Consider the following 21,633-nt stretch of genomic DNA (forward strand, 5'->3'; position numbering starts at 1 on the left):
GCGATTTCTCCTATGCGTTTAAACCCCAGCCAACAACGTGCCGTCGAATTTGTTACCGGTCCCTGTCTGGTGCTGGCGGGCGCGGGATCGGGCAAAACCCGCGTGATTACCAATAAAATCGCCCATCTGATCCGTGAATGCGGCTATCAGGCGCGCCACATCGCTGCAGTGACCTTTACCAATAAAGCCTCGCGCGAAATGAAAGAGCGTGTGGCGCAGACGCTGGGCCGCAAAGAGGCACGCGGCCTGCTGATCTCCACCTTCCATACGCTGGGGCTGGAGATCATCAAACGCGAAACGGCGGCGCTGGGCATGAAGTCAAACTTCTCGCTGTTCGACGATCAGGATCAGCTCGCCCTGCTGAAAGAGCTGACAAAAGAGTGGCTGGAAGAGGATAAGACGCTGCTACAGCAGCTCATCTCCACCATCTCGAACTGGAAAAATGATCTGATCGATCCGCAGGGCGCCGCCGCGCTGGCACGATCGCAGCAGGATAATATTTTTGCTCACTGCTACGCCCTCTACAGCCAGCATCTTAAGTCGTGCAACGTGCTCGATTTCGACGATTTGATTCTGCTGCCGACGCTGCTGCTGCAGCGTAATCAGGAGGTGCGTGAACGCTGGCAGCAGCGTATCCGCTATCTGCTGGTGGATGAGTATCAGGATACCAACACCAGCCAGTATGAACTGGTTAAGCTGCTGGTGGGCGCGCGGGCGCGCTTCACGGTGGTGGGCGATGATGATCAGTCTATCTACTCCTGGCGCGGCGCACGCCCGCAGAATCTGGTGCTGCTGAATCAGGATTTCCCGGCGCTGGAGGTGGTGAAGCTGGAGCAGAACTACCGCTCTTCGCAGCGCATACTGAAAGCGGCAAATATCCTGATTGCCAATAACCCGCACGTCTTTGAGAAGCGGCTCTTTTCGGAGCTGGGGCAGGGCAGCGAGCTGAAGGTACTTACTGCCAACAGTGAAGAGCATGAAGCGGAGCGGGTCACCGGCGAGCTCATCGCGCATCACTTTATCAACCGGACGCAGTACAAAGATTACGCCATTCTTTATCGTGGCAACCATCAGTCCCGGACCTTTGAAAAGTTTCTGATGCAGAACCGCATCCCTTATCGCATCTCTGGCGGTACCTCGTTCTTCTCACGGCCCGAGATCAAAGATCTGCTCGCCTATCTGCGCGTGCTGACCAATCCTGAGGATGACAGCGCGTTTCTGCGCATCGTCAATACGCCGCGCCGTGAGATTGGCCCGGCCACGCTGCAGAAGCTCGGTGAGTGGGCCAACCTGCGCAGCAAGAGCCTGTTTAACGCCAGTTTTGATGTCGGTCTGGGGCAGACGCTGAGTGGCCGCGGTCTGGAGCACCTGCAGCGCTTCACCCACTGGCTGAATGAGATTATCCAGCTGACCGAACGTGAGCCGGTAAACGCAGTGCGTGATTTGATTCGCGGCATCGACTACGAAAGCTGGCTGTTCGAAACCTCCGGCAGCCCGAAAGCCGCAGAGATGCGGATGAAGAACGTCAACACGCTGTTTCAGTGGATGACCGAGATGCTGGAGGGCAGCGATATCGATGAGCCGATGACGCTGGCGCAGGTGGTGACGCGCTTTACCCTGCGCGACATGATGGAGCGCGGTGAAAGCGATGAAGAGCTGGATCAGGTGCAGCTGATGACGCTGCACGCCTCCAAAGGGCTGGAGTTCCCCTATGTGTTCCTGGTGGGCATGGAGGAGGGGCTGTTACCGCATCAGAGCAGCATCGATGAAAATAATATCGAAGAGGAGCGTCGCCTGGCCTACGTAGGGATCACACGGGCGCAGAAAGAGCTGACCTTTACCCTGTGTCGCGAACGCCGGCAATATGGCGAATTAATCCGGCCGGAGCCGAGCCGTTTTCTGCTGGAACTGCCGCAGGACGATCTGCAATGGGAAACTGAGCGCAAAGTGGTCAGTGCGGAGGAGCGGATGAAAACCGGTCAGAGCCGGGTGGCCGGTCTGAGAGCGATGCTGGATAAGGCGAAAAAGAGTTAAAACAGTGCAGGAGGCGAAGGAGATTCGCCTCACGCGAGGGCAACTACGACAGGGTTAATAACCAGTGGACGTAAGACTGATAGTGGCTTTCCTGCTCCAGCAGCTCACTGCGCAACGGATGCGCCTCCAGCCAGCCCGCGGGCAGGGTCAGATGCAGGGCATCATCGTCTGCCTGTAGCCGCACCGCAGGCAGGGTGTCATCGCGACGACGGGTGGAGAAAATAATCGCCAGCCGGAGCAGACGGCACATCCGTTCCGCCAGCCGCGGCGGCAGGGCATTCTGCTGAGTCAGCAAAGCCAGATCGATGCTGCCGCTCTGGTTTTGCAGTAAACAGGCCAGCAGCTTCTTCTGCGCCGGTGTGAAACCAGGAAGATCGAGGTGACGTACCAGATACGCCGCATGCTGCGGCGCATGACGGAAGTCAACGCTCAGGCCGATTTCGTGAATCGCGCAGGCGCTGAGCAGCAACTCACGACAGCGCTGATCCAGCTTCCACAACGTGGAAACCTGACGGAAAAAGCTCTCCGCCAGCTGACGCACGCGATCCGCCTGCTCAACATCAATGCTGAAACGGCGCTGGACGTTGTGTAGCGTACGGGTACGGATATCCCGGTCGATGGGCAGATGCAGCATGCCGTAGACCAGTCCTTCACGCAGTGCGCCGCCCGCCAGCGTCATGCTATCGATACTGAGCTCCTGGAAGATGGCGATCAGAATCGACAGGCCGCTGGGGAACACCAGCGCCCGCTCCAGCGTCAATCCTTCGATTTCCAGCTCTTCCAGTTTGCCGCACTGAATGGCGCGCTGCTTCAGCTGCTGCAGCTTATTCAGCGTGATGCGCTCATCCATGCCCTGCGCCACCATGATCTCCTGCAGCGCCTGAACCGTGCCTGAAGCACCAACACAGGCCTGCCAGCCCTGCTCACGCAGCTGCGCTGCAATGGGCTGGATCATCTCACGTGCCGCCAGCTCGGCCTGGTCAAAGTTCTCTTTTGCCAGGTGACGATCGCTGAAGAAGCGCTCCAGCCACGTCACACAGCCCATCGACAGACTGAACAACACCGACGCGTGCGAACCATCGCCGGTAGCCAGCTCGGTGCTGCCGCCGCCGATATCGACCACTAAACGCTGGTCGGAACCGCCGGTGGTGTGGGCCACGCCCTGATAAATCAGGCGCGCCTCTTCTTCACCGCTGATGACGTTGATGGTACAGCCAAGGATCTGTTGGGCGGTGTCGAGGAAGGTCTGCGCATTGGCAGCCAGACGCAGCGTGGCGGTCGCCACCACGCGAATCTGATCGGGGGGAATATCCTGCAGTTGTTCAGAGAACAGTCTGAGGCATTGCCAGCCCCGCGACATCGCGTCGGCTGACAACAGGTTATTTTTATCCAGACCGGCAGCAAGGCGAACCTTGCGCTTAATTTTTGCAACGGTCTGGATACTGCCAGAGACCTCACGCACCACCAACATATGAAAGCTGTTAGACCCTAAATCAATCGCTGCATAAAGTGACGATGCGCTTAGCATGGTGGCCTTAACCTGAACGTTTACGGTTGTTGTTGCGTGGAGCACCGCGACGATTGGCGTTATTCCCTCCGCGACGCGGGCCATTGCCGGAACGGCTACGTTGCAGACGCTTAGGCGGCGGTAAATCCGTTAACAACGCTTCGCTGCTGTACTTGCTGACCGGGATGCTGTGGCCGATGTACTCTTCAATGGAAGGCAGGTTCAGCGCGTACTCTTCACAGGCCAGGCTGATTGAATGACCGCTGGCGCCTGCGCGACCGGTACGGCCAATGCGGTGAACGTAATCTTCACAGTCGTCTGGCAGATCGTAGTTAAAGACGTGGGTAACAGCCGGGATATGCAGACCGCGAGCAGCCACGTCAGTGGCGACCAGAATATCCACATCACCTTTGGTGAAGTCATCCAGAATGCGCAGGCGCTTCTTCTGAGCAACGTCGCCGGTCAGCAGGCCGACACGGTGTCCATCGGCGGCCAGGTGGCCCCAGATATCTTCACAGCGGTGCTTGGTGTTGGCGAAAATAATGGCGCGATCGGGCCACTCTTCTTCCAGCAGGGTCTGCAACAGGCGCATTTTCTCTTCGTTAGACGGATAGAAAAGCTCTTCCTGAATGCGATGGCCGGTTTTCTGTTCCGGTTCCACTTCCACATATTCAGCACTGTTCATGTGCTCAAACGCCAGTTCACGGATGCGGTAGGAGAGGGTCGCCGAGAACAGCATGCTCAGACGCTGAGTCGCCGGCGGCATGCGACGGAACAGCCAGCGAATATCTTTAATAAAGCCGAGATCGAACATGCGATCGGCTTCGTCCAGCACCATGACCTGAATAGCACCGAGGTTGACGTGATTCTGTTTCGCGTAGTCGATCAGGCGACCGGTGGTAGCCACCAGAATATCAACGCCCTGCTCCAGCACTTTCAGCTGTTTGTCATAACCGTCTCCGCCATAGGCGAGACCCAGTTTCAGGCCGGTTGAGGCGGTAAGGGGTTCTGCATCTGCATGAATCTGCACAGCAAGTTCACGCGTCGGCGCAAGAATTAATGCCCGTGGCTGGTTAACCTGACGACCTTCCGCCGCAGGATGAGAGAGAAGATGATGAAACGTTGACGTCAGAAACGCCATCGTTTTGCCGGTACCGGTTTGCGCCTGGCCTGCAACATCACGCCCTGAAAGCGTAAAAGGCAGAGCTAACGCCTGAATCGGCGTGCAGTATTGAAAGCCTTTAGTATCAAGGGCTTCCACCACTTTTGGGTGCAGGGCGAAGTCGGAAAACTTCTGTTCAGTTAAGTGTGTTTTGCTCATAGTGTGGTAGAATATCAGCTTACTATCGCTTTACGAAAGCGTATCCGATGAAATAAAGTCAACCAACATTGGTATATTTTACGCCAATTCGCCAGGCATAATCTTGTGGAGTAAAACATGAGCAGCGATAAAATCGTTCATCTGACTGATGACAGTTTCGACACCGACGTGCTGAAAGCCGACGGCGTTACACTGGTAGATTTCTGGGCTGAATGGTGCGGTCCTTGCAAAATGATCGCGCCAATCCTTGATGAAGTTGCAGAAGAGTATGATGGCAAGCTGACCATCGCTAAGCTGAATATTGATGATAACCCAGGCACGGCACCGAAGTATGGCATTCGTGGTATCCCGACGCTGCTGCTGTTTAAAAATGGCGAAGTCGCCGCGACCAAAGTGGGCGCGCTGTCTAAAGGCCAGCTGAAAGAGTTCCTGAACGCCAATCTGGCGTAATTCAGGGCTGAATGTCCGGCAGTGGTGAATTTATCTCCTGCTGCTGGACGTTCGCTTTCAGGCGTGCTAATTTACCAGCACTGCATTACGAACTTACCTTGTAGTTAGCATCTAAAAGTTTTCCCTTGTTGAACCCTGTCGCCCTGTACCTTATAAAGATAGAACGGTTCAGCAATCTTACGGTTAGCTCCAACTCTGGCATCACATTCGGACATCTCCCTGCATACCGATCGCCATTCCATACGATGATCGTCAGGAAGAGCCGAAAAGAGCCATTAACGGCATGGATTAGTTGCCATACCATTCACGACAAACATTCCGAGTATTACCCCGAGTTTAAGAACCCATCACTATGAATCTTACCGAATTAAAGAATACGCCGGTTGCTGAGCTGGTTACTCTCGGCGAAAATATGGGACTGGAAAACCAGGCTCGTATGCGCAAGCAGGACATTATCTTTTCAATCCTGAAGCAGCACGCGAAAAGCGGCGAAGACATCTTCGGTGATGGCGTGCTGGAGATCCTTCAGGATGGATTTGGATTCCTCCGTTCCGGAGACAGCTCCTACCTCGCCGGCCCTGATGATATCTACGTTTCCCCTAGTCAAATCCGCCGCTTCAACCTCCGCACTGGTGACACCATCTCTGGCAAAATCCGTCCACCGAAAGAGGGTGAACGTTATTTTGCGCTGCTGAAAGTTAACGAAGTTAACTACGACAAGCCGGAAAATGCGCGTAATAAGATTCTGTTCGAAAACCTCACGCCGCTGCACGCAAATAAACGTCTGCGTATGGAGCGGGGTAATGGCTCAACGGAAGATTTAACCGCTCGCGTACTGGATCTGGCATCGCCAATTGGTCGTGGCCAGCGTGGTCTGATTGTTGCACCACCGAAAGCCGGTAAAACCATGCTGCTGCAGAACATCGCACAGAGCCTGGCGCACAACTATCCGGACTGTACCCTGATGGTACTGCTGATCGATGAGCGCCCGGAAGAAGTAACCGAGATGCAGCGTCTGGTGAAAGGCGAAGTTATCGCCTCAACCTTCGATGAGCCAGCTTCACGCCACGTTCAGGTTGCTGAAATGGTGATCGAGAAGGCCAAGCGTCTGGTTGAACACAAGAAAGATGTCATCATCCTGCTCGACTCCATTACACGTCTGGCGCGTGCCTACAACACCGTGGTTCCTGCTTCAGGTAAAGTCCTGACCGGTGGTGTGGATGCCAACGCCCTGCATCGTCCAAAGCGTTTCTTTGGTGCTGCACGTAACGTGGAAGAGGGCGGCAGCCTGACCATTATCGCGACTGCGCTGGTTGATACCGGTTCGAAGATGGATGAAGTGATTTACGAAGAGTTTAAAGGTACCGGTAACATGGAACTGCATCTCGCCCGTAAAATCGCTGAAAAACGCGTCTTCCCTGCTATTGATTACAATCGCTCTGGTACGCGTAAAGAAGAGCTGCTCACCTCTCAGGAAGAGCTGCAGAAGATGTGGATCCTGCGTAAGATTATTCACCCGATGGGCGAAATCGACGCAATGGAATTCCTCATCAACAAGCTGGCGATGACCAAAACTAATGATGAATTCTTCGATATGATGAAGCGTTCTTAATCCGATACTGCCTGGCCGAACCTCAGATTCGGCTTTTTTAGTCCAGATGCGCAGAAAATCGACCTCACGCCACGTCTCAACGTGGCGTTTTTCATTTGTGAGCTATAGGATTGAACACTGGCAGGAGCATTTATAATGACTGTGGTAGCGATGGCGAACTTTTGACCGTTCGTCTGTCTCTTTATGCAGAATTCGGAATCCGACACAGCGATAGGCGCGTTTTTTCGCGTATTGTTGTGCGGGATGTTAGCTGAGAGCGTTTAACGTGAATTTACTCACTATGAGTACTGAGCTTGGTTTAATTTTTCTCTTTTCCCTGGCTTTCCTCTTTTTTGCTCGAAAAGCGGCTAAAAAAATTGGTTTAGTTGATAAGCCTAACTCACGTAAACGCCATCATGGCGCGATTCCGTTGGTGGGCGGCATTTCTGTGTTCGCAGGTATCTGCTTTACGTTTGCCATTACCAACTACTATCTGCCCCACGCGCTGCTCTATCTGGGCTGCGCCGGTGTTCTGGTGCTGGTTGGCGCACTGGATGACCGTTTCGATATCAGCGTCAAAATTCGTGCGGTGGTGCAGGCCATTGTCGCGCTGGTGATGATGTTTGGCGCAAAACTCTATCTGCTTAGCCTGGGCTTTATCGTCGGCCCGTTCGAGCTTATCGTGGGGCCCTTCGGTTATGTGCTGACGCTGTTTGCCGTCTGGGCCGCGATCAACGCCTTTAATATGGTGGATGGGATCGACGGTCTGCTGGGCGGACTCTCCTCGGTCACTTTTGCCGCCATGGGGATCATCCTCTACTTCGACGGCCAGACCAGCCTCGCGATGTGGTGTTTTGCGATGATTGCCGCCACGCTGCCCTATATCCTGCTTAACCTCGGCTTCCTTGGCCGTCGCTTCAAAGTTTTTATGGGCGATGCCGGCAGCACCATGATCGGGTTCACCATTATCTGGATTCTGCTGGAAACGACGCAGGGTCTGAGCCATCCCATTACGCCCGTTACCGCACTGTGGCTTATCGCCATTCCCCTGATGGATATGGTGGCGATTATGTATCGTCGCCTACGTAAAGGCATGAGTCCGTTCTCGGCTGATCGTCAGCACATCCACCATCTGATTATGCGTGCCGGTTTTACCTCCCGTCAGGCCTTTGTGCTGATTACCGTTGCGGCGGCCATTCTCGCCGGTATCGGTGTGCTGGGTGAATATCTGGCATTTATCCCGGAGTGGGTGATGCTGCTGCTGTTCCTGGGCGCGTTTATGATTTACGGCTACTGCCTCAAACATGCGTGGCGCGTGGCGCGACGTGTCCGCCGCATTAAGCGCCGTCTGAGCCATCATCGCGAAGCAAAAAACAAATTACCCTGAAAAGAGCTGATAAAGGATACCTCTGCCATGCCTTCTGACGTTGTGGACAACGAACTGGATATTCGCAGCTTTTGCTGCCGTTTATGGCGTGGCAAGCGCTGGATTATCGGGCTGGCGCTGCTGTTTGCTCTGATCGCCTGGCTGGCCACGCTGCTGCTGAAACAGGTCTGGAGCACCACGGCGATCACCGATCGTCCGACGGTAAACATGCTGGGTTCTTACTATGCGCAGCAGCAATTCCTGACCAATCTGGATGTGCGCAACAACGCCTTAACCCTGGCCGCACCTTCACCTACGGTGATGGATCAGGTTTATCAGGAGTTCACCATGCAACTCGCCTCCTGGGATACGCGTCGTGAGTTCTGGCAGCAAACGGATTATTACAAGAGTCGTAAAACCGGCAATGCACATAATGACGCCGCGCTGCTCGACGATATGATCGGCAATATCCTGTTTACGCCCGCTGACGCGGCACATAACCTGCCCGATAACGTGAAACTCAAAGCGGAAACCGCTGGCGACGCCAACAATCTGCTGCGTCAGTACATCGCCTATGCCAGTGAGCGCGCCGCACGTCATCTGAATGATGAGCTAAAAGGTGCCTGGCGGGCGCGTACCGACCAGTTGCAGGCGCAGGTGAAACGTCAGGAAGATGTGGCTAACGCGGTATTTCAGCGCCAGCAGCATCGACTGGAGCAGGCGCTGAAGATCGCCAGCCAGCAGGGCATCAATGAGAAACAGACGCGAGAAGCGGGTGAAAATCTGGCAGACAGCGACCTGTTCCTGCTGGGCCAGCCCGTTTTACAGGGACAGCTGGATACGCTGCGCGCTACCGGTCCGGAGTTTGATATCAGCTATGATCAGAACAGAGCTATGCTGACCACGCTGCAGACCGGGCCAAAACTGAACAGCCAGTTCCAGACCTACCGTTATCTGCGTACGCCGGAAGAGCCGGTATCACGTGACAGTCCGCGACGTCTGTTCATGATGATTATGTGGGGTGCCATTGGGGCATTAACAGGCGCGGGAGTGGCGCTGGCACGTCGTCCGCGTCTGATGTCAGACACGCATGAGTGAGAGAAACAGTGTGAAAGTTCTGACGGTATTTGGTACTCGCCCCGAAGCGATCAAAATGGCACCGCTGGTTCAGGCGCTTGCGCAGGATCCCGCTTTCGAATCGCGACTGTGCGTCACCGCACAGCATCGCGAAATGCTCGATCAGGTGCTGCGCCTGTTCAAGCTGCAGCCGGACTATGATCTCAATATTATGCGTCCCGAGCAGGGGCTGACCGAGATCACCTGCCGCATTTTAGAGGGCATGAAAACCGTCCTGCTCGACTTCAAACCGGACATCGTGCTGGTGCATGGTGACACCACCACCACACTAGCGGCGAGTCTGGCGGCATTTTATCATCAGATTCCGGTCGGGCATGTGGAGGCCGGTCTGCGTACCGGCGATCTCGCCTCGCCATGGCCGGAAGAGGGTAACCGTAAACTTACCGGTCATCTTGCCCATCTGCATTTCACCCCCACCTCCCGATCGCGTCAGAATCTGTTGCAGGAAAATCTGCCCGATGCGCGCATTATCGTGACCGGCAATACGGTCATTGATGCGCTGCTGTGGGTTCGCGACAGGGTGCTGGATGACAGCAATCTGAATGCACAACTGGCGGCGCGCTATCCGTTTCTCGACCCGGATAAGAAACTGGTGCTGGTCACCGGACATCGTCGCGAAAGCTTTGGTGGCGGCTTTGAACGTATCTGCAGCGCGCTGGCGCAGATTGCCCGCCAGCATCCCGAGGCGCAGATTGTCTATCCGGTGCACCTTAACCCCAATGTCAGCGAGCCGGTAAACCGGATTCTCAGCGGCATTGAGAATATCATTCTGATTGAACCGCAGGAGTATCTGCCTTTTGTCTGGCTGATGAACCGCGCCTGGCTCATCCTCACTGACTCCGGTGGCATTCAGGAGGAAGCGCCTTCGCTGGGTAAACCGGTGCTGGTGATGCGTGATACCACCGAGCGGCCTGAAGCGGTCGACGCCGGCACCGTCAAACTGGTGGGGACCGATATCGCCCGAATCGTGGCGGAGGTCAGCACCTTGCTGACTGACGACGCTGCCTGGCAGGCGATGAGCCACGCCCATAATCCGTATGGCGATGGCAAAGCCTGTGGTCGTATTTTACAAGCCTTAAAAGATAACCGAGCCGAATTATGAGTTTTGAAACCATCTCCGTGATTGGACTGGGATACATTGGGCTGCCGACGGCAGCCGTTTTTGCCTCAAAGGGAAAAAAAGTGGTCGGCGTGGATATCAACGCGCGCGCCGTTGAAACCATCAATCGTGGCGCGATCCATATCGTGGAACCCGATTTAGATCAGGTGGTGCATGCGGCCGTTACGCGTGGCGATCTGCGCGCCACCACGCAGCCGGAAGCCGCCGACGCTTTTCTTATCGCCGTACCGACCCCTTTTAAAGATGAGCATCAGCCCGATCTGCGCTTTGTGAAAGCCGCGGCGGAGTCGATTGCGCCGGTACTGAAAAAGGGCGACCTGGTGATTCTGGAGTCGACCTCACCGGTGGGCAGCACCGAACAGATGGCCCACTGGCTGGCGGCGGCGCGTCCCGACCTGCGCTTTCCTCAGCACGGTGATACGCCCGATATTTTTGTCGCCTACTGCCCGGAGCGCGTGCTGCCTGGTCAGGTGATGGTTGAGCTGATTAACAACGACCGGGTGATTGGCGGCATGACGCCAGCCTGTTCCGCCCGCGCCAGCGAGCTTTATCGGCTGTTTTTAAAAGGCGAATGCGTTGAAACCAACGCCCGAACCGCCGAGATGTGTAAGCTGACAGAAAACAGCTTCCGTGACGTGAATATCGCCTTTGCCAATGAGCTGTCGCTGATTTGTGCCGATCAGGGGATTAACGTCTGGGAGCTGATTGCGCTGGCGAATCGCCATCCGCGCGTCAACATCCTGCAGCCAGGTCCAGGCGTCGGCGGTCACTGTATCGCCGTCGATCCCTGGTTCATCGTGGCGCAGAATCCTGAATTAGCCCGCCTGATCCGCACCGCGCGCGAGGTCAATGACGCCAAGCCGCAGTGGGTGCTGGACCAGGTGAAAACCGCGCTGGCGGACTGTCTGACGCAGACCGGCAAGCGCGCCAGCGATATCACCATCGCCTGCTTTGGCCTGGCCTTTAAACCCAATATCGACGACCTGCGCGAAAGTCCGGCGGTGGGTGTGGCACAGAAAATTGCAGAGTGGCACAGCGGCACCACCTGGGTGGTTGAACCCCATATTGAGCAGCTTGCTGACGCACTGGCCGACAAAGCCGTGCTGGTCTCTGCCGGGCAGGCGCTGGAACAGGCCGATATTCTGGTGATGCTGGTCGATCACCGCGCCTTCCGCGCCATTGATGGTGCCAGCGTTCAGCAGAACTGGATTGTCGACACCAAAGGTGTGTGGCGATGAGGCGTTTTCTGATCACGGGCGGTGCCGGTTTTATCGGTTCCGCACTGGTGCGCTTTCTGATCGCAGAAACCGAACATCAGGTGGTGGTGGTCGATAAACTCAGCTACGCCGGAAATCTGGCGTCACTCGCCAGCGTTGCCGACTCGTCTCGCTTTCATTTTGAGCAGGTCGATATCTGCGATCGCCCGGCACTTGATCAGGTGTTTGCCCGTCATCAGCCAGACTGTGTGATGCATCTTGCGGCTGAAAGCCATGTGGATCGTTCAATTGACGGGCCGTTGGCCTTTATCGAGACCAATATTGTCGGGACTTATCAGTTGCTGGAAGCCGCGCGTTTTTACTGGCAAAACCTGGATGACGCGCGCAAAACCGCCTTTCTGTTCCACCATATCTCGACCGATGAAGTCTTTGGCGATCTGCATGACAGCCAGGCTTACTTCACCGAAACCACACCTTATGCGCCAAGCAGTCCTTACGCCGCCAGCAAGGCCAGTAGCGACCATTTAGTGCGGGCCTGGCTGCGAACTTACGGTCTGCCCACGCTGGTCACCAACTGTTCAAATAACTACGGCCCCTGCCATTTCCCGGAGAAGCTGATCCCGCTGACCATCATCAATGCGCTGGCCGGGAAAGCCTTGCCGGTTTACGGCAACGGACAGCAGATTCGTGACTGGCTCTACGTCGAAGATCACGCCCGCGCACTCTATCAGGTGGTCAGCCATGGCAAGCCAGGCGAAACTTATAATATTGGCGGCCATAACGAGCGACGCAATATTGAGGTGGTCGAAACTATCTGCAGCCTGCTTGAAGAGCTGGCCGCAGAGCAGAAACCTGCCGGGCTGGTGCATTACCGCGACCTGATTACCTATGTCACTGACCGCCCCGGTCACGATCAGCGCTATGCCATTGATGCCAGTAAAATCGCGCATGAACTTGGCTGGGTGCCGCAGGAAACCTTTGAAAGCGGCATGCGTAAAACCGTGGCATGGTATCTGACCAATCCCACCTGGTGGCAGGCTATTCTGGATGGCCGCTATCAGGGCGAACGCCTTGGCTTATCGCAATAAACCCGTGTAAGGAGCAGCGATGAAAGGCATCATTTTAGCGGGAGGGTCGGGCACGCGGTTACACCCGATAACCCGTGCAGTATCAAAGCAACTTCTGCCGGTTTACGACAAACCGATGATCTACTATCCGCTCTCCGTGCTGATGCTGGCGGGTATTCGCGACATCCTGTTAATTACCACGCCGGAAGACCGGGCGCAGTTTGAACGTCTGCTGGGCGATGGCAGTGAATTTGGGATACGCCTTAGCTATGCGGTGCAGCCAAGTCCCGATGGGCTGGCGCAGGCCTTTATCATCGGCGAATCCTTTATCGGCGAGGATAATTGCTGCCTGGTTCTGGGTGATAACCTCTATTTTGGCCAGGGCTTCAGCCCCAAGCTTCGGAAAGTTGTTGAACAGAATCGTGGCGCAACGGTGTTTGGCTATCAGGTCATGGACCCGGAACGTTTCGGCGTGGTGGAGTTTGACGATAACTTCAGGGCGATCTCGATTGAAGAGAAACCACAGCAGCCGAAATCGCGCTGGGCAGTAACCGGGCTCTATTTTTATGACAATCAGGTTATTGAATTCGCGAAACAGGTAAAACCCTCAGCGCGGGGCGAGCTGGAAATCACGGCCATTAACCAGATGTATCTGGAGCGTGGTGAGCTGACGGTCGAACTGCTGGGACGAGGTTTTGCCTGGCTGGATACCGGCACGCACGACAGCCTGGTGGAAGCCAGCATGTTTGTGCAGACGGTGGAAAAACGTCAGGGCTTCAAAATTGCCTGCCTGGAAGAGATTGCCTGGCGTAACAGCTGGCTGAGTGATGACCAGCTGCGGGCCGCGGGTGAAGCGCTGACAAAAACCGGCTACGGCCAATACCTGCTGGATTTATTGCATGCCCGTCCACGTCAATATTAATCCCCTTAGCTGGGAGAGCGCATTCTTCGGTGTTGATACCGTGCGGCTGGAGCCGCAAGGTGACATTCCGCTGGAACAGGCGCTGCGTCATCCCTGTGCGCTGATGCAGATGAAAGTCGCTGCCAGCGAGACGGCGCTGATTGATACGCTGCAGCAGCACCAGTTCCGGCTGGCAGAAGGCGAAGCAGATCTGACGCTGGCGGTGAAACAGACTGAACGGCAGACGGGAATTCGCATCGCGCGCGAAGCCCAGATCCCGCTACTGCGCGATGCTGCCTCACAGCTCTTCAGCCAGAGTCGTTTTCGCGCGCCCTGGTATGCGCCGGACGCCAGCGGACGCTTCTATGCGCAGTGGATTGAAAATGCGGTGCGCGGGGCGTTTGACGATCAGTGTCTGGTGGCAAGCGATGCCGCGGGTCAGCTGCAGGGATTTGTTTCGCTGCGCGCGGTGGATGGCGATGCCCGCATTGGCCTGCTGGGCGTACTGCCCGACGCGCAGGGCCAGGGGCTGGGTCAGCGACTGATGCTGGCGGCGGCAGACTGGGCGCGGGTACGACAGCTGGCTCAGCTTCGGGTTGCTACCCAGCTCAGCAATCTCACGGCAATGCGCCTCTATTTACGCAGCGGTGCCCGGCTCGACAGCACCGCGTACTGGTTTTACAGGAAAGGTCATGATTCCATTTAATGCGCCCCCGATTGTGGGCACAGAAATTGAGTATATGCAGTCGGCGATGAACAGCGGCAAGCTGTGCGGCGACGGTGGATTTACCCGTCGCTGTCAGCAGTGGATGGAGCAGCGGTTTGGCAGCAAAAAAGTGCTGCTGACCCCCTCCTGTACCGCTTCGCTGGAGATGGCGGCGCTGTTAATCGATCTGCAGCCCGGCGATGAAGTGATTATGCCGAGCTACACCTTTGTCTCTACCGCCAACGCCTTTGTACTGCGCGGCGCCCGCATTGTGTTTGTCGATGTACGCCCGGACACCATGAACATTGATGAAACGCTGATCGAAGCGGCCATCACTGAAAAAACCCGCGCCATTGTGCCGGTGCATTACGCAGGCGTGGCCTGTGAAATGGACACCATTATGGCGCTGGCGGCAAAGCATAAGCTGTTTGTGATTGAAGATGCGGCGCAGGGCGTGATGTCACGCTACAAAGGTCGTGCGCTCGGCACCATCGGCCATATTGGCTGCTTCAGTTTCCACGAAACCAAAAACTACACCGCCGGCGGCGAAGGTGGCGCGACGCTCATTAACGACACCAGCCTGGTCGAGCGCGCCGAGATCGTGCGGGAAAAAGGCACCAATCGCAGCCAGTTCTTCCGGGGTCAGGTCGATAAATACACCTGGCGCGATATGGGATCGAGCTATCTGATGGCCGATCTGCAGGCCGCCTATCTCTGGGCGCAGCTGGAAGCCGCTGAAGGTATCAACCAGCAGCGGTTACGCATCTGGCAGCGTTATTACGATGCGCTGCAGCCGCTGGCGGCTCAGGGACGCATCAGCCTGCCGGTGATCCCCGCCAGCTGTGAACACAATGCGCACATGTTCTATATCAAACTGCGCGATCAGGACGATCGTCAGGCGCTGATAAACTGGATGAAAGAAGCCGAGATACTCACGGTGTTTCACTATATTCCGTTGCACAGTTCGCCCGCCGGTGAGCGGTTCTCGCAGTTTGTCGGCGACGATCGCTTTACCACGCGGGAAAGTGAACGCCTGCTGCGTCTGCCGCTATTTTACAACCTGTCGGATAATAATCAGAGCACGGTTATCAGCTCACTGCTGAGCTTCTTTTCCTGATGTCATTAGCCAGAGCCTCAGTGTGGACCGCATCGTCCACGCTGGTAAAAATTGTGGCCGGCCTGCTGGTCGTCAAACTGCTGGCGGTCAGCTTCGGACCCGAGGGTGTCGGCCAGGCGGGGAACTTCCGTCAGTTGATCACCGTGCTGGGCGTGCTGGCGGGCGCAGGCATCTTTAATGGCGTCACCACCTATGTGGCGCAGTATCAGCAGCAGCCCGAACAGTTGCGGGCGATGGTGGGCACGGCATCAACCATGGTACTGGGCTTTTCCGGTGTGCTGGCGCTGCTGTTTCTGCTGGCGGCGGCACCCATCAGCATCGCGCTGTTTGGTCACGACCGCTATCAGGGCGTTATCCGCGTGGTGGCGTTTCTTCAGCTCGGCATCGCCTGGGCCAACTTTACCCTGGCGCTGCTGAAGGGCTATCGCGACGCGCGCGGTAATGCGCTGGCGCTGATTCTCGGCAGCCTGATTGGCGTGGCGGGCTATCTGCTCTGCTGGTGGCTGGGCGGCTATCAGGGCGCGCTGACCGGGCTGGCGCTGGTGCCGGCTTTGCTGCTGTTGCCTGCACTCCTGATGCTGAAACGCCGTGCGCCGCTGCCGCTTAGCTGGCTGCGACCGCAATGGCATCCTGAGCTGGCCCGTAATCTGGCAAAATATACCCTGATGGCGCTGATCACTGCCGTGACCCTGCCGGTCGCCTGGGTGTTGATGCGTAATCTGCTGGCGGAGCAGCAGGGCTGGGCACAGGTCGGATTATGGCAGGGCGTTACCAGCATTTCCGATGCCTATCTGCAGTTTATTACCGCGACGTTTAGCGTCTGGCTGCTGCCGACGCTGGCGCGGCTGGATAACAAACGCGACATCGCGCGCGAGATTGGCCGTGCACTGCGCTTTGTTCTGCCCGCCGTGGCGGTTGCCAGCCTGGGTGTCTGGGTACTGCGCGATTTCGCCATCAGCCTGCTGTTCTCTGAAGCGTTTCGCGGGATGCGCGATCTCTTTGTCTGGCAGTTGTGCGGTGATGTTTTTAAGGTCGGCGCCTATGTTTTCGGATATCTGGTTATCGCCAAAGCCTCGCTGCGCTTTTATGTTCTGACTGAGATCAGCCAGTTCCTGTTACTGACGCTGTTCTCACGCTGGTTGATCCCGTTACATGGCGCGACGGGTGCGGCGCAGGCCTATATGTTTACCTATATGGCTTACTTTGCCCTCTGTTGTGGCGCTTTTATTGTTTACTGCCGGAAAAAATGACTTTAATTCACGTTTTGGGATCGGACATTCCCCACCACAATCTTACGGTGCTGCGCTTTTTCAACGACGTACTTAGCGTTGAGCAGCCTGCGGCTGCGCCACGCCATTTTATGGTGGTGACGCAGCAGCCTGAGAGCCTGGCGCCGTTCAGTGCGTTGCAGATCGAGTGCTTTACCAGCAAGAAAGCGCTGGCGCAGGCGGTAGTGCAGCGGGCCAGAAATCGTCAGCAGCGTTTTTTCTGCCACGGACAGTTTAACCCGTGGATCTGGCTGGCGTTACTCAGCGGTAAGCTGCGTCGTTCACAGCTGTTCTGGCACGTGTGGGGCGCCGATCTTTATGAAGATTCGCGCAGCCTGAAGTTCCGCCTGTTCTATCTGGTTCGCCGGATAGCGCAGGGGCGGGTTGCACAGGTTTTTGCGACCCGGGGCGACCTGCATCACTACCAGCAGCGCCATCGGCGCGTACCCGGTTCACTGCTCTATTTTCCCACCAGAATGCCCGCCGCAGCCGTTGAATCTGTCCCGTCGCAACCTTTTACGCTGTTGCTGGGTAACTCGGGCGATCCGAGTAACCGACATATCGAAGGCTTAAAAGCGATTCACGCGCAGTTTGGCGAGCAGGTGCGTATCGAGGTCCCATTGGGCTATCCGCCAGGCAATGAGGCTTACATCAGCCAGATTCAGGCCGCTGCCGATGCGCTGTTCCCGAACGGGCAGGTGAATCTGATGCGTGAAAAGCTGGCCTTCGATGATTACTTAGCCCTGCTGGCGCGCTGCCATGTCGGCTATTTTATGTTTGAACGTCAGCAAGGGGTGGGAACACTCTGCCTGCTGATCCAGGCCAACGTGCCGTTTGTCCTGACCCGCAAAAATCCATTCTGGCGTGATGTGGCAGAGCAGCAGCTTCCGGTATTGTTCAGTGAAGATACGCTGTCGCCTGCGGTGATCGCCGAGGCACGTCGTCAGCTGATGAGCTGTGATAAACAGGCTATCGCCTTTTTTGCGCCGGGTTATCTGGCGGGCTGGCGAGCCGCGTTACAGCTTAGCGAAGGGGAGTTGTCATGAGTCTTATGCAGTTTGGCGGCCTGCTGATGGTCTATCTGCTGTCGCTGGTTTTTATTCTGACCCTGACCTGGCGGGAGTTTAAGCGCGTCCGTTTTAACTTTCATCTGTTCTTCACATTGCTGTTCTTACTGACCTTTTACTTCGGCTTCCCGCTGACCTCCGTGCTGGTGTTTCGCTTTAATGTCGAAGTGGTGCCGGTTGAGAACCTGCTGGAGGCGCTGCTGTCGGCCACGGCGTTTTACGCCATTTATTACGTCAGCTATAAAGTGCGACTGAAACCCGCCAGCGCGTCTCCGGCGAAGCCCTGGCTGCAGATGAATCGCGTCGAAACCCATCTGACCTGCGTGATCCTGGCGCTGGTGGCGCTGGGTACGGTGACGGTGTTCTTCATTCATAACGGTTTTCTGCTGTTCCGCCTGACCGCCTATAACCAGATTTTCTCCAGTGAAGTGTCGGGTGTAGCGCTTAAGCGCTTCTTCTATTTCTTTATTCCGGCGATGCTGATCCCCTACTTTTTGAGCCCGACGCGCCGCAACTGGCTGCTGTTCCTGGTGGTGACCGTTGCCTTTGGTTTACTGACCTACGCGCTGGTGGGCGGTACCCGAGCCAATATTATTATAGCGTTTGCCCTGTTCCTGTTTATCGGGATTACCCGTGGCTGGATCACTTTGTGGATGCTGGCAACGGCGGGCGTGCTGGCGATTGCAGGAATGTTCTGGCTGGCACTGCGCCGCTATAACCTCGACGTTATGGGCGATGAAGCGTTTTATACCTTTCTGTATCTGACGCGTGATACCTTCTCGCCGTGGGAGAATCTCGCCTTGCTGCTGGATAACTACGCCAGAATTGAGTTTCAGGGGCTGGCACCGCTGTGGCGTGATTTCTACGTTTTCATTCCGACCTGGCTCTGGCCGGATCGGCCGCTGGCAGTGTTAAACAGTGCTAACTACTTCACCTGGGAACTGCTGAACAACCATTCTGGCCTGGCGATTTCACCCACGCTGATAGGGTCGCTGGTGGTGATGGGCGGCGTCTGGGCGATTCCGATTGGTGCGGTCGCGGTAGGGATGATTATAAAAGCCTTTGATGCGATCTATCAGCGTGGCTGCCTTGAGACCAACCGTTACACCGGCGCCATCCTGCAAAGCTTCTGTTTTGGCGCGGTCTTTAACATGATCGTGCTGGCACGCGAAGGCCTTGATGCGTTCGGTTCACGCGTGGTGTTTTTCTGCATCATTTTTGCTGCCTGTCTGGGCATGGCTAAATTACTTTTCTGGTTACTGGATCGCGCAGGTTTGATTCGCGACCGCAGCGGGCGGGTGTTGCACAGCCCGCTCTGAGTAACCTCTGGGATTGACGGAAGATATGACAAAGTTAACTGAGACGCCGCAGTACCGGATTCGCGGCGTTGAGTTGTATGGCTTCGAAAACATGCCGTCGGCGGTGAATTTTTTGATGCCCCCGCAGAGCGTACGCAGCGGTATTTTAGTGGCGATTAATGCGGAGAAGATCCTGACCGCTGAGCGGGATGAGGGATTACGCACGCTGTTAGCGCAGGCGGAATATGCGTACGCCGATGGCATCAGCATTGTGCGCTCGATTCGTAAAAAGTATCCACACGCGTCGGTGCAGCGCATTGCGGGTGCAGATTTATGGGAAGCGCTGATGGAACGCGCCGGGCGGGAAGGAACGCCTGTGTTTCTTATCGGCGGTCGTCAGCAGGTGCTGAATGAAACCTGCGATAAGCTACGTCGTCAGTGGAATGTGAATATTGTCGGGGCGCAGGATGGCTATTTTGCGCCAGCCGATCAGGATGCGCTGTTTGCCCGGATTGCAGCCAGTGGCGCGAAGCTGGTGACTGTAGCGCTGGGGTCGCCACGTCAGGAGCTATTGATGCTGGCGTGCCGTGCGCACTGGCCTGATGCGCTCTATATGGGCGTTGGTGGAACGTACGATGTTTTCACCGGCCATGTGAAGCGAGCGCCGGAGATCTGGCAGCGATTGGGGCTGGAGTGGCTCTATCGTCTGATTCGGCAGCCTGGCCGCCTGCGCCGGCAATTAAAACTGCTTAAATATTTGCGCTATCACTGGCGTGGCGATCTCTGATATTGCTGATAAATGCCGCATTTTTACGCGTTGTGAGAGAGGAAATGCACTATTTGTCGACAAAATGCACAAAGCGTAATCAAACGCGTCTTTTTATTTAAAAAGCACTAGACACGATGGGCGCTTATCTCTAGTATGCACATCCGCAACGGCGCTACGCGCCCGTAGCTCAGCTGGATAGAGCGCTGCCCTCCGGAGGCAGAGGTCTCAGGTTCGAATCCTGTCGGGCGCGCCATATCGTTTGTGCGCATGAGCTTCGGTGGTTGATTTACCGCGGTTGGCAGTAGAGATTTAAATGCTGCAGGTTTTTAACTTGTGACATTAAGTATTGTGGTGGCTATAGCTCAGTTGGTAGAGCCCTGGATTGTGATTCCAGTTGTCGTGGGTTCGAGTCCCATTAGCCACCCCAGATTTTGCTGGGAAACGCGAAGGTGGCGGAATTGGTAGACGCGCTAGCTTCAGGTGTTAGTGTCTTAACGGACGTGAGGGTTCAAGTCCCTCTCTTCGCACCAGGCAAAACAGTTAAAAAAATCGGCGAGTAGCGCAGCTTGGTAGCGCAACTGGTTTGGGACCAGTGGGTCGGAGGTTCGAATCCTCTCTCGCCGACCATTTTAGAAACCTGTCTGAAAAGACAGGTTTTTTTTCGTCTGCAGAAAAGAGGATGAGAACCTCCGAAGGAGGTTTGAGCCGAGCGTAGCGAGACAACGTTGCTTCAGCAACGGCCCGCAGGGCGCGGCTCGCAGAGCAGTGTAATCCTCTCTCGCCGACCATTTTAGAAACCTGTCTGAAAAGACAGGTTTTTTTTCGTCTGCAGAAAAGAGGATGAGGACCTTTGCAGAAGGTTTAAGCCGGGGCGCATGCTGTGGAACAACGTAGCGGTGAGTTCGAGTCTGCGAGGGGAACACGGTCAGATCGGAAAGGCGCTAATGCCATCCATGGCCGCTCGGCCCACGCCGTCCCTGGCGTGGGACGCTTTCCTCCTCTGACCGTGTTCCCAGCGCTTCGAGCATATTCATTGCTGTAAACCTTCTGAAGCTCATGTAAGTACTTGATGTTTCTGCCATACGTGAAGCGAAAGGTGTATGCTCCCTGAAGCCCGCACAGCGGTGAGAGCGGGCAGCGTGTGAGCTTATCCGTTGCAACCAGAGTTACTATGCTTTGATTCCGCTCGCAATATAAGCAGGAGCAACAGCGTCGTGAATTGCCGACAAATAAGCCATTGTTATTGTTGAGTTCATAGAGAGATTGACCTTGCTGTCTCCATTCAGAGACAGAGAAAATGCCAGCTGTCGCTGGATACCGACATTTCCCGACAGGCCAGTTGAATGAAGCTTTGAGCTAATTCTTTAACCTGCTGATTTATCGTGATTTTAAAAATAACCATAAACCTGGCATGGCTTGTGCAATACTTCTGCTGTAGATGCTCATTCCACCTCTTATGTCTGCTGATGCTACATAAACCTGGGAATGACGCAGAGCCAATTTTAGGTACCTGTTGTCTGCCTGCCTGTATCGCGAAAGCCTTACAGGGTTAACAGACACTACGTTGAGTCAGGTACCTCCCGGTTGTCTTACCGACCTGATCTTACACCTGCCAGTGGCAGGTGTTTTTTTTGCCTGCGAAAGCGTGCTGGCAGATTGCGGGCACAAAAAAGCCGGGCAAGCCCGGCTTTCTCAGG

Annotated in this window: 17 protein-coding genes, 4 tRNA genes and 1 other RNA gene; 20 read left to right on the forward strand and 2 right to left on the reverse strand. The window is 55.8% G+C overall.

Going from position 1 to position 21,633, the window contains the following annotated elements; translation table 11 throughout:
• Positions 1 to 12: 12 nt before the first annotated feature.
• On the forward strand, positions 13 to 2,034 hold the full coding sequence (gene rep / locus EPG66_RS16990) for a DNA helicase Rep (RefSeq protein ID WP_010257384.1): 2,022 nt from the start codon (positions 13 to 15) through the stop codon (positions 2,032 to 2,034).
• A 43-nt stretch (positions 2,035 to 2,077) separates the two neighbouring features.
• On the opposite strand, the gene gppA is transcribed toward rep, so the two are convergent.
• Together gppA and rhlB are read right to left on the reverse strand one after the other, a co-directional pair.
• Entirely contained in the window at positions 2,078 to 3,562 is a 1,485-nt protein-coding gene (gppA, locus tag EPG66_RS16995; RefSeq protein WP_010671664.1) for a guanosine-5'-triphosphate,3'-diphosphate diphosphatase, read from the reverse strand.
• Positions 3,563 to 3,569: 7 nt separating this feature from the next.
• Positions 3,570 to 4,862: an ATP-dependent RNA helicase RhlB gene (gene rhlB / locus EPG66_RS17000; RefSeq protein ID WP_182687611.1), complete on the reverse strand. Its 1,293-nt coding sequence runs from the start codon at positions 4,860 to 4,862 to the stop codon at positions 3,570 to 3,572.
• Between the two features lie 117 nt (positions 4,863 to 4,979).
• Here rhlB and trxA point away from each other — a divergent pair, with 117 nt between their 5' ends.
• The 19 genes from trxA to EPG66_RS17095 all read left to right on the forward strand — a co-directional run bounded on the left by trxA (position 4,980) and on the right by EPG66_RS17095 (position 20,724).
• Complete coding sequence (gene trxA, locus EPG66_RS17005; protein ID WP_003851963.1) at positions 4,980 to 5,312, forward strand: thioredoxin TrxA; 333 nt, start codon at positions 4,980 to 4,982, stop codon at positions 5,310 to 5,312.
• A gap of 352 nt (positions 5,313 to 5,664) precedes the next feature.
• Positions 5,665 to 6,924 (forward strand): transcription termination factor Rho, encoded by a 1,260-nt coding sequence (rho, locus tag EPG66_RS17010; RefSeq protein WP_010257369.1) that lies wholly within the window; start codon positions 5,665 to 5,667, stop codon positions 6,922 to 6,924.
• 280 nt (positions 6,925 to 7,204) lie between these two features.
• Positions 7,205 to 8,290: a UDP-N-acetylglucosamine--undecaprenyl-phosphate N-acetylglucosaminephosphotransferase gene (gene wecA, locus EPG66_RS17015; protein ID WP_182687613.1), complete on the forward strand. Its 1,086-nt coding sequence runs from the start codon at positions 7,205 to 7,207 to the stop codon at positions 8,288 to 8,290.
• Positions 8,291 to 8,317: 27 nt separating this feature from the next.
• On the forward strand, positions 8,318 to 9,367 hold the full coding sequence (gene wzzE, locus EPG66_RS17020) for an ECA polysaccharide chain length modulation protein (RefSeq protein ID WP_031590308.1): 1,050 nt from the start codon (positions 8,318 to 8,320) through the stop codon (positions 9,365 to 9,367).
• Between the two features lie 10 nt (positions 9,368 to 9,377).
• Positions 9,378 to 10,508: a non-hydrolyzing UDP-N-acetylglucosamine 2-epimerase gene (wecB, locus tag EPG66_RS17025; protein ID WP_033759719.1), complete on the forward strand. Its 1,131-nt coding sequence runs from the start codon at positions 9,378 to 9,380 to the stop codon at positions 10,506 to 10,508.
• Positions 10,505 to 11,764, forward strand: a complete 1,260-nt coding sequence (wecC, locus tag EPG66_RS17030) for a UDP-N-acetyl-D-mannosamine dehydrogenase (protein ID WP_115758765.1) — start codon at positions 10,505 to 10,507, stop codon at positions 11,762 to 11,764. The genes wecB and wecC overlap by 4 nt, the downstream gene beginning before the upstream one ends.
• The gene (gene rffG / locus EPG66_RS17035) at positions 11,761 to 12,831 is read left to right on the forward strand and encodes a dTDP-glucose 4,6-dehydratase (RefSeq protein ID WP_182687615.1); all 1,071 of its coding nucleotides are present in this window, start codon (positions 11,761 to 11,763) and stop codon (positions 12,829 to 12,831) included. Before wecC ends, rffG begins: the two co-directional genes overlap by 4 nt.
• 19 nt (positions 12,832 to 12,850) lie before the next feature.
• Positions 12,851 to 13,732, forward strand: coding sequence for a glucose-1-phosphate thymidylyltransferase RfbA (rfbA, locus tag EPG66_RS17040; RefSeq protein ID WP_031590304.1), 882 nt, complete (start codon positions 12,851 to 12,853; stop codon positions 13,730 to 13,732).
• The gene (gene rffC, locus EPG66_RS17045; RefSeq protein WP_033767582.1) at positions 13,710 to 14,417 is read left to right on the forward strand and encodes a dTDP-4-amino-4,6-dideoxy-D-galactose acyltransferase; all 708 of its coding nucleotides are present in this window, start codon (positions 13,710 to 13,712) and stop codon (positions 14,415 to 14,417) included. Before rfbA ends, rffC begins: the two co-directional genes overlap by 23 nt.
• Positions 14,404 to 15,534: a dTDP-4-amino-4,6-dideoxygalactose transaminase gene (rffA, locus tag EPG66_RS17050; protein ID WP_143790260.1), complete on the forward strand. Its 1,131-nt coding sequence runs from the start codon at positions 14,404 to 14,406 to the stop codon at positions 15,532 to 15,534. Before rffC ends, rffA begins: the two co-directional genes overlap by 14 nt.
• Positions 15,534 to 16,784: a lipid III flippase WzxE gene (gene wzxE / locus EPG66_RS17055; protein ID WP_010257347.1), complete on the forward strand. Its 1,251-nt coding sequence runs from the start codon at positions 15,534 to 15,536 to the stop codon at positions 16,782 to 16,784. Before rffA ends, wzxE begins: the two co-directional genes overlap by 1 nt.
• Positions 16,781 to 17,848 carry a TDP-N-acetylfucosamine:lipid II N-acetylfucosaminyltransferase gene (gene wecF, locus EPG66_RS17060; RefSeq protein WP_182687617.1) on the forward strand — a complete coding sequence of 356 codons (1,068 nt, stop codon included), beginning with the start codon at positions 16,781 to 16,783 and terminating at the stop codon, positions 17,846 to 17,848. The genes wzxE and wecF overlap by 4 nt, the downstream gene beginning before the upstream one ends.
• Complete coding sequence (gene wzyE / locus EPG66_RS17065) at positions 17,845 to 19,188, forward strand: ECA oligosaccharide polymerase (protein ID WP_182687619.1); 1,344 nt, start codon at positions 17,845 to 17,847, stop codon at positions 19,186 to 19,188. The genes wecF and wzyE overlap by 4 nt, the downstream gene beginning before the upstream one ends.
• Before the next feature lie 25 nt (positions 19,189 to 19,213).
• Positions 19,214 to 19,954 carry a lipopolysaccharide N-acetylmannosaminouronosyltransferase gene (gene wecG, locus EPG66_RS17070; RefSeq protein ID WP_182687621.1) on the forward strand — a complete coding sequence of 247 codons (741 nt, stop codon included), beginning with the start codon at positions 19,214 to 19,216 and terminating at the stop codon, positions 19,952 to 19,954.
• Between the two features lie 158 nt (positions 19,955 to 20,112).
• A tRNA-Arg gene (locus tag EPG66_RS17075) sits at positions 20,113 to 20,189 on the forward strand.
• Between the two features lie 98 nt (positions 20,190 to 20,287).
• Positions 20,288 to 20,363 (forward strand) — tRNA-His (locus EPG66_RS17080).
• Positions 20,364 to 20,379: 16 nt separating this feature from the next.
• A tRNA-Leu gene (locus tag EPG66_RS17085) sits at positions 20,380 to 20,466 on the forward strand.
• Positions 20,467 to 20,486: 20 nt separating this feature from the next.
• Positions 20,487 to 20,563 (forward strand) — tRNA-Pro (locus EPG66_RS17090).
• Positions 20,564 to 20,594: 31 nt separating this feature from the next.
• A non-coding RNA gene (locus EPG66_RS17095) (RtT sRNA) lies at positions 20,595 to 20,724 on the forward strand.
• Positions 20,725 to 21,633 lie beyond the last annotated feature (909 nt).

The organism is Pantoea pleuroti (assembly GCF_014156615.1).
GTDB lineage: Bacteria > Pseudomonadota > Gammaproteobacteria > Enterobacterales > Enterobacteriaceae > Pantoea > Pantoea agglomerans.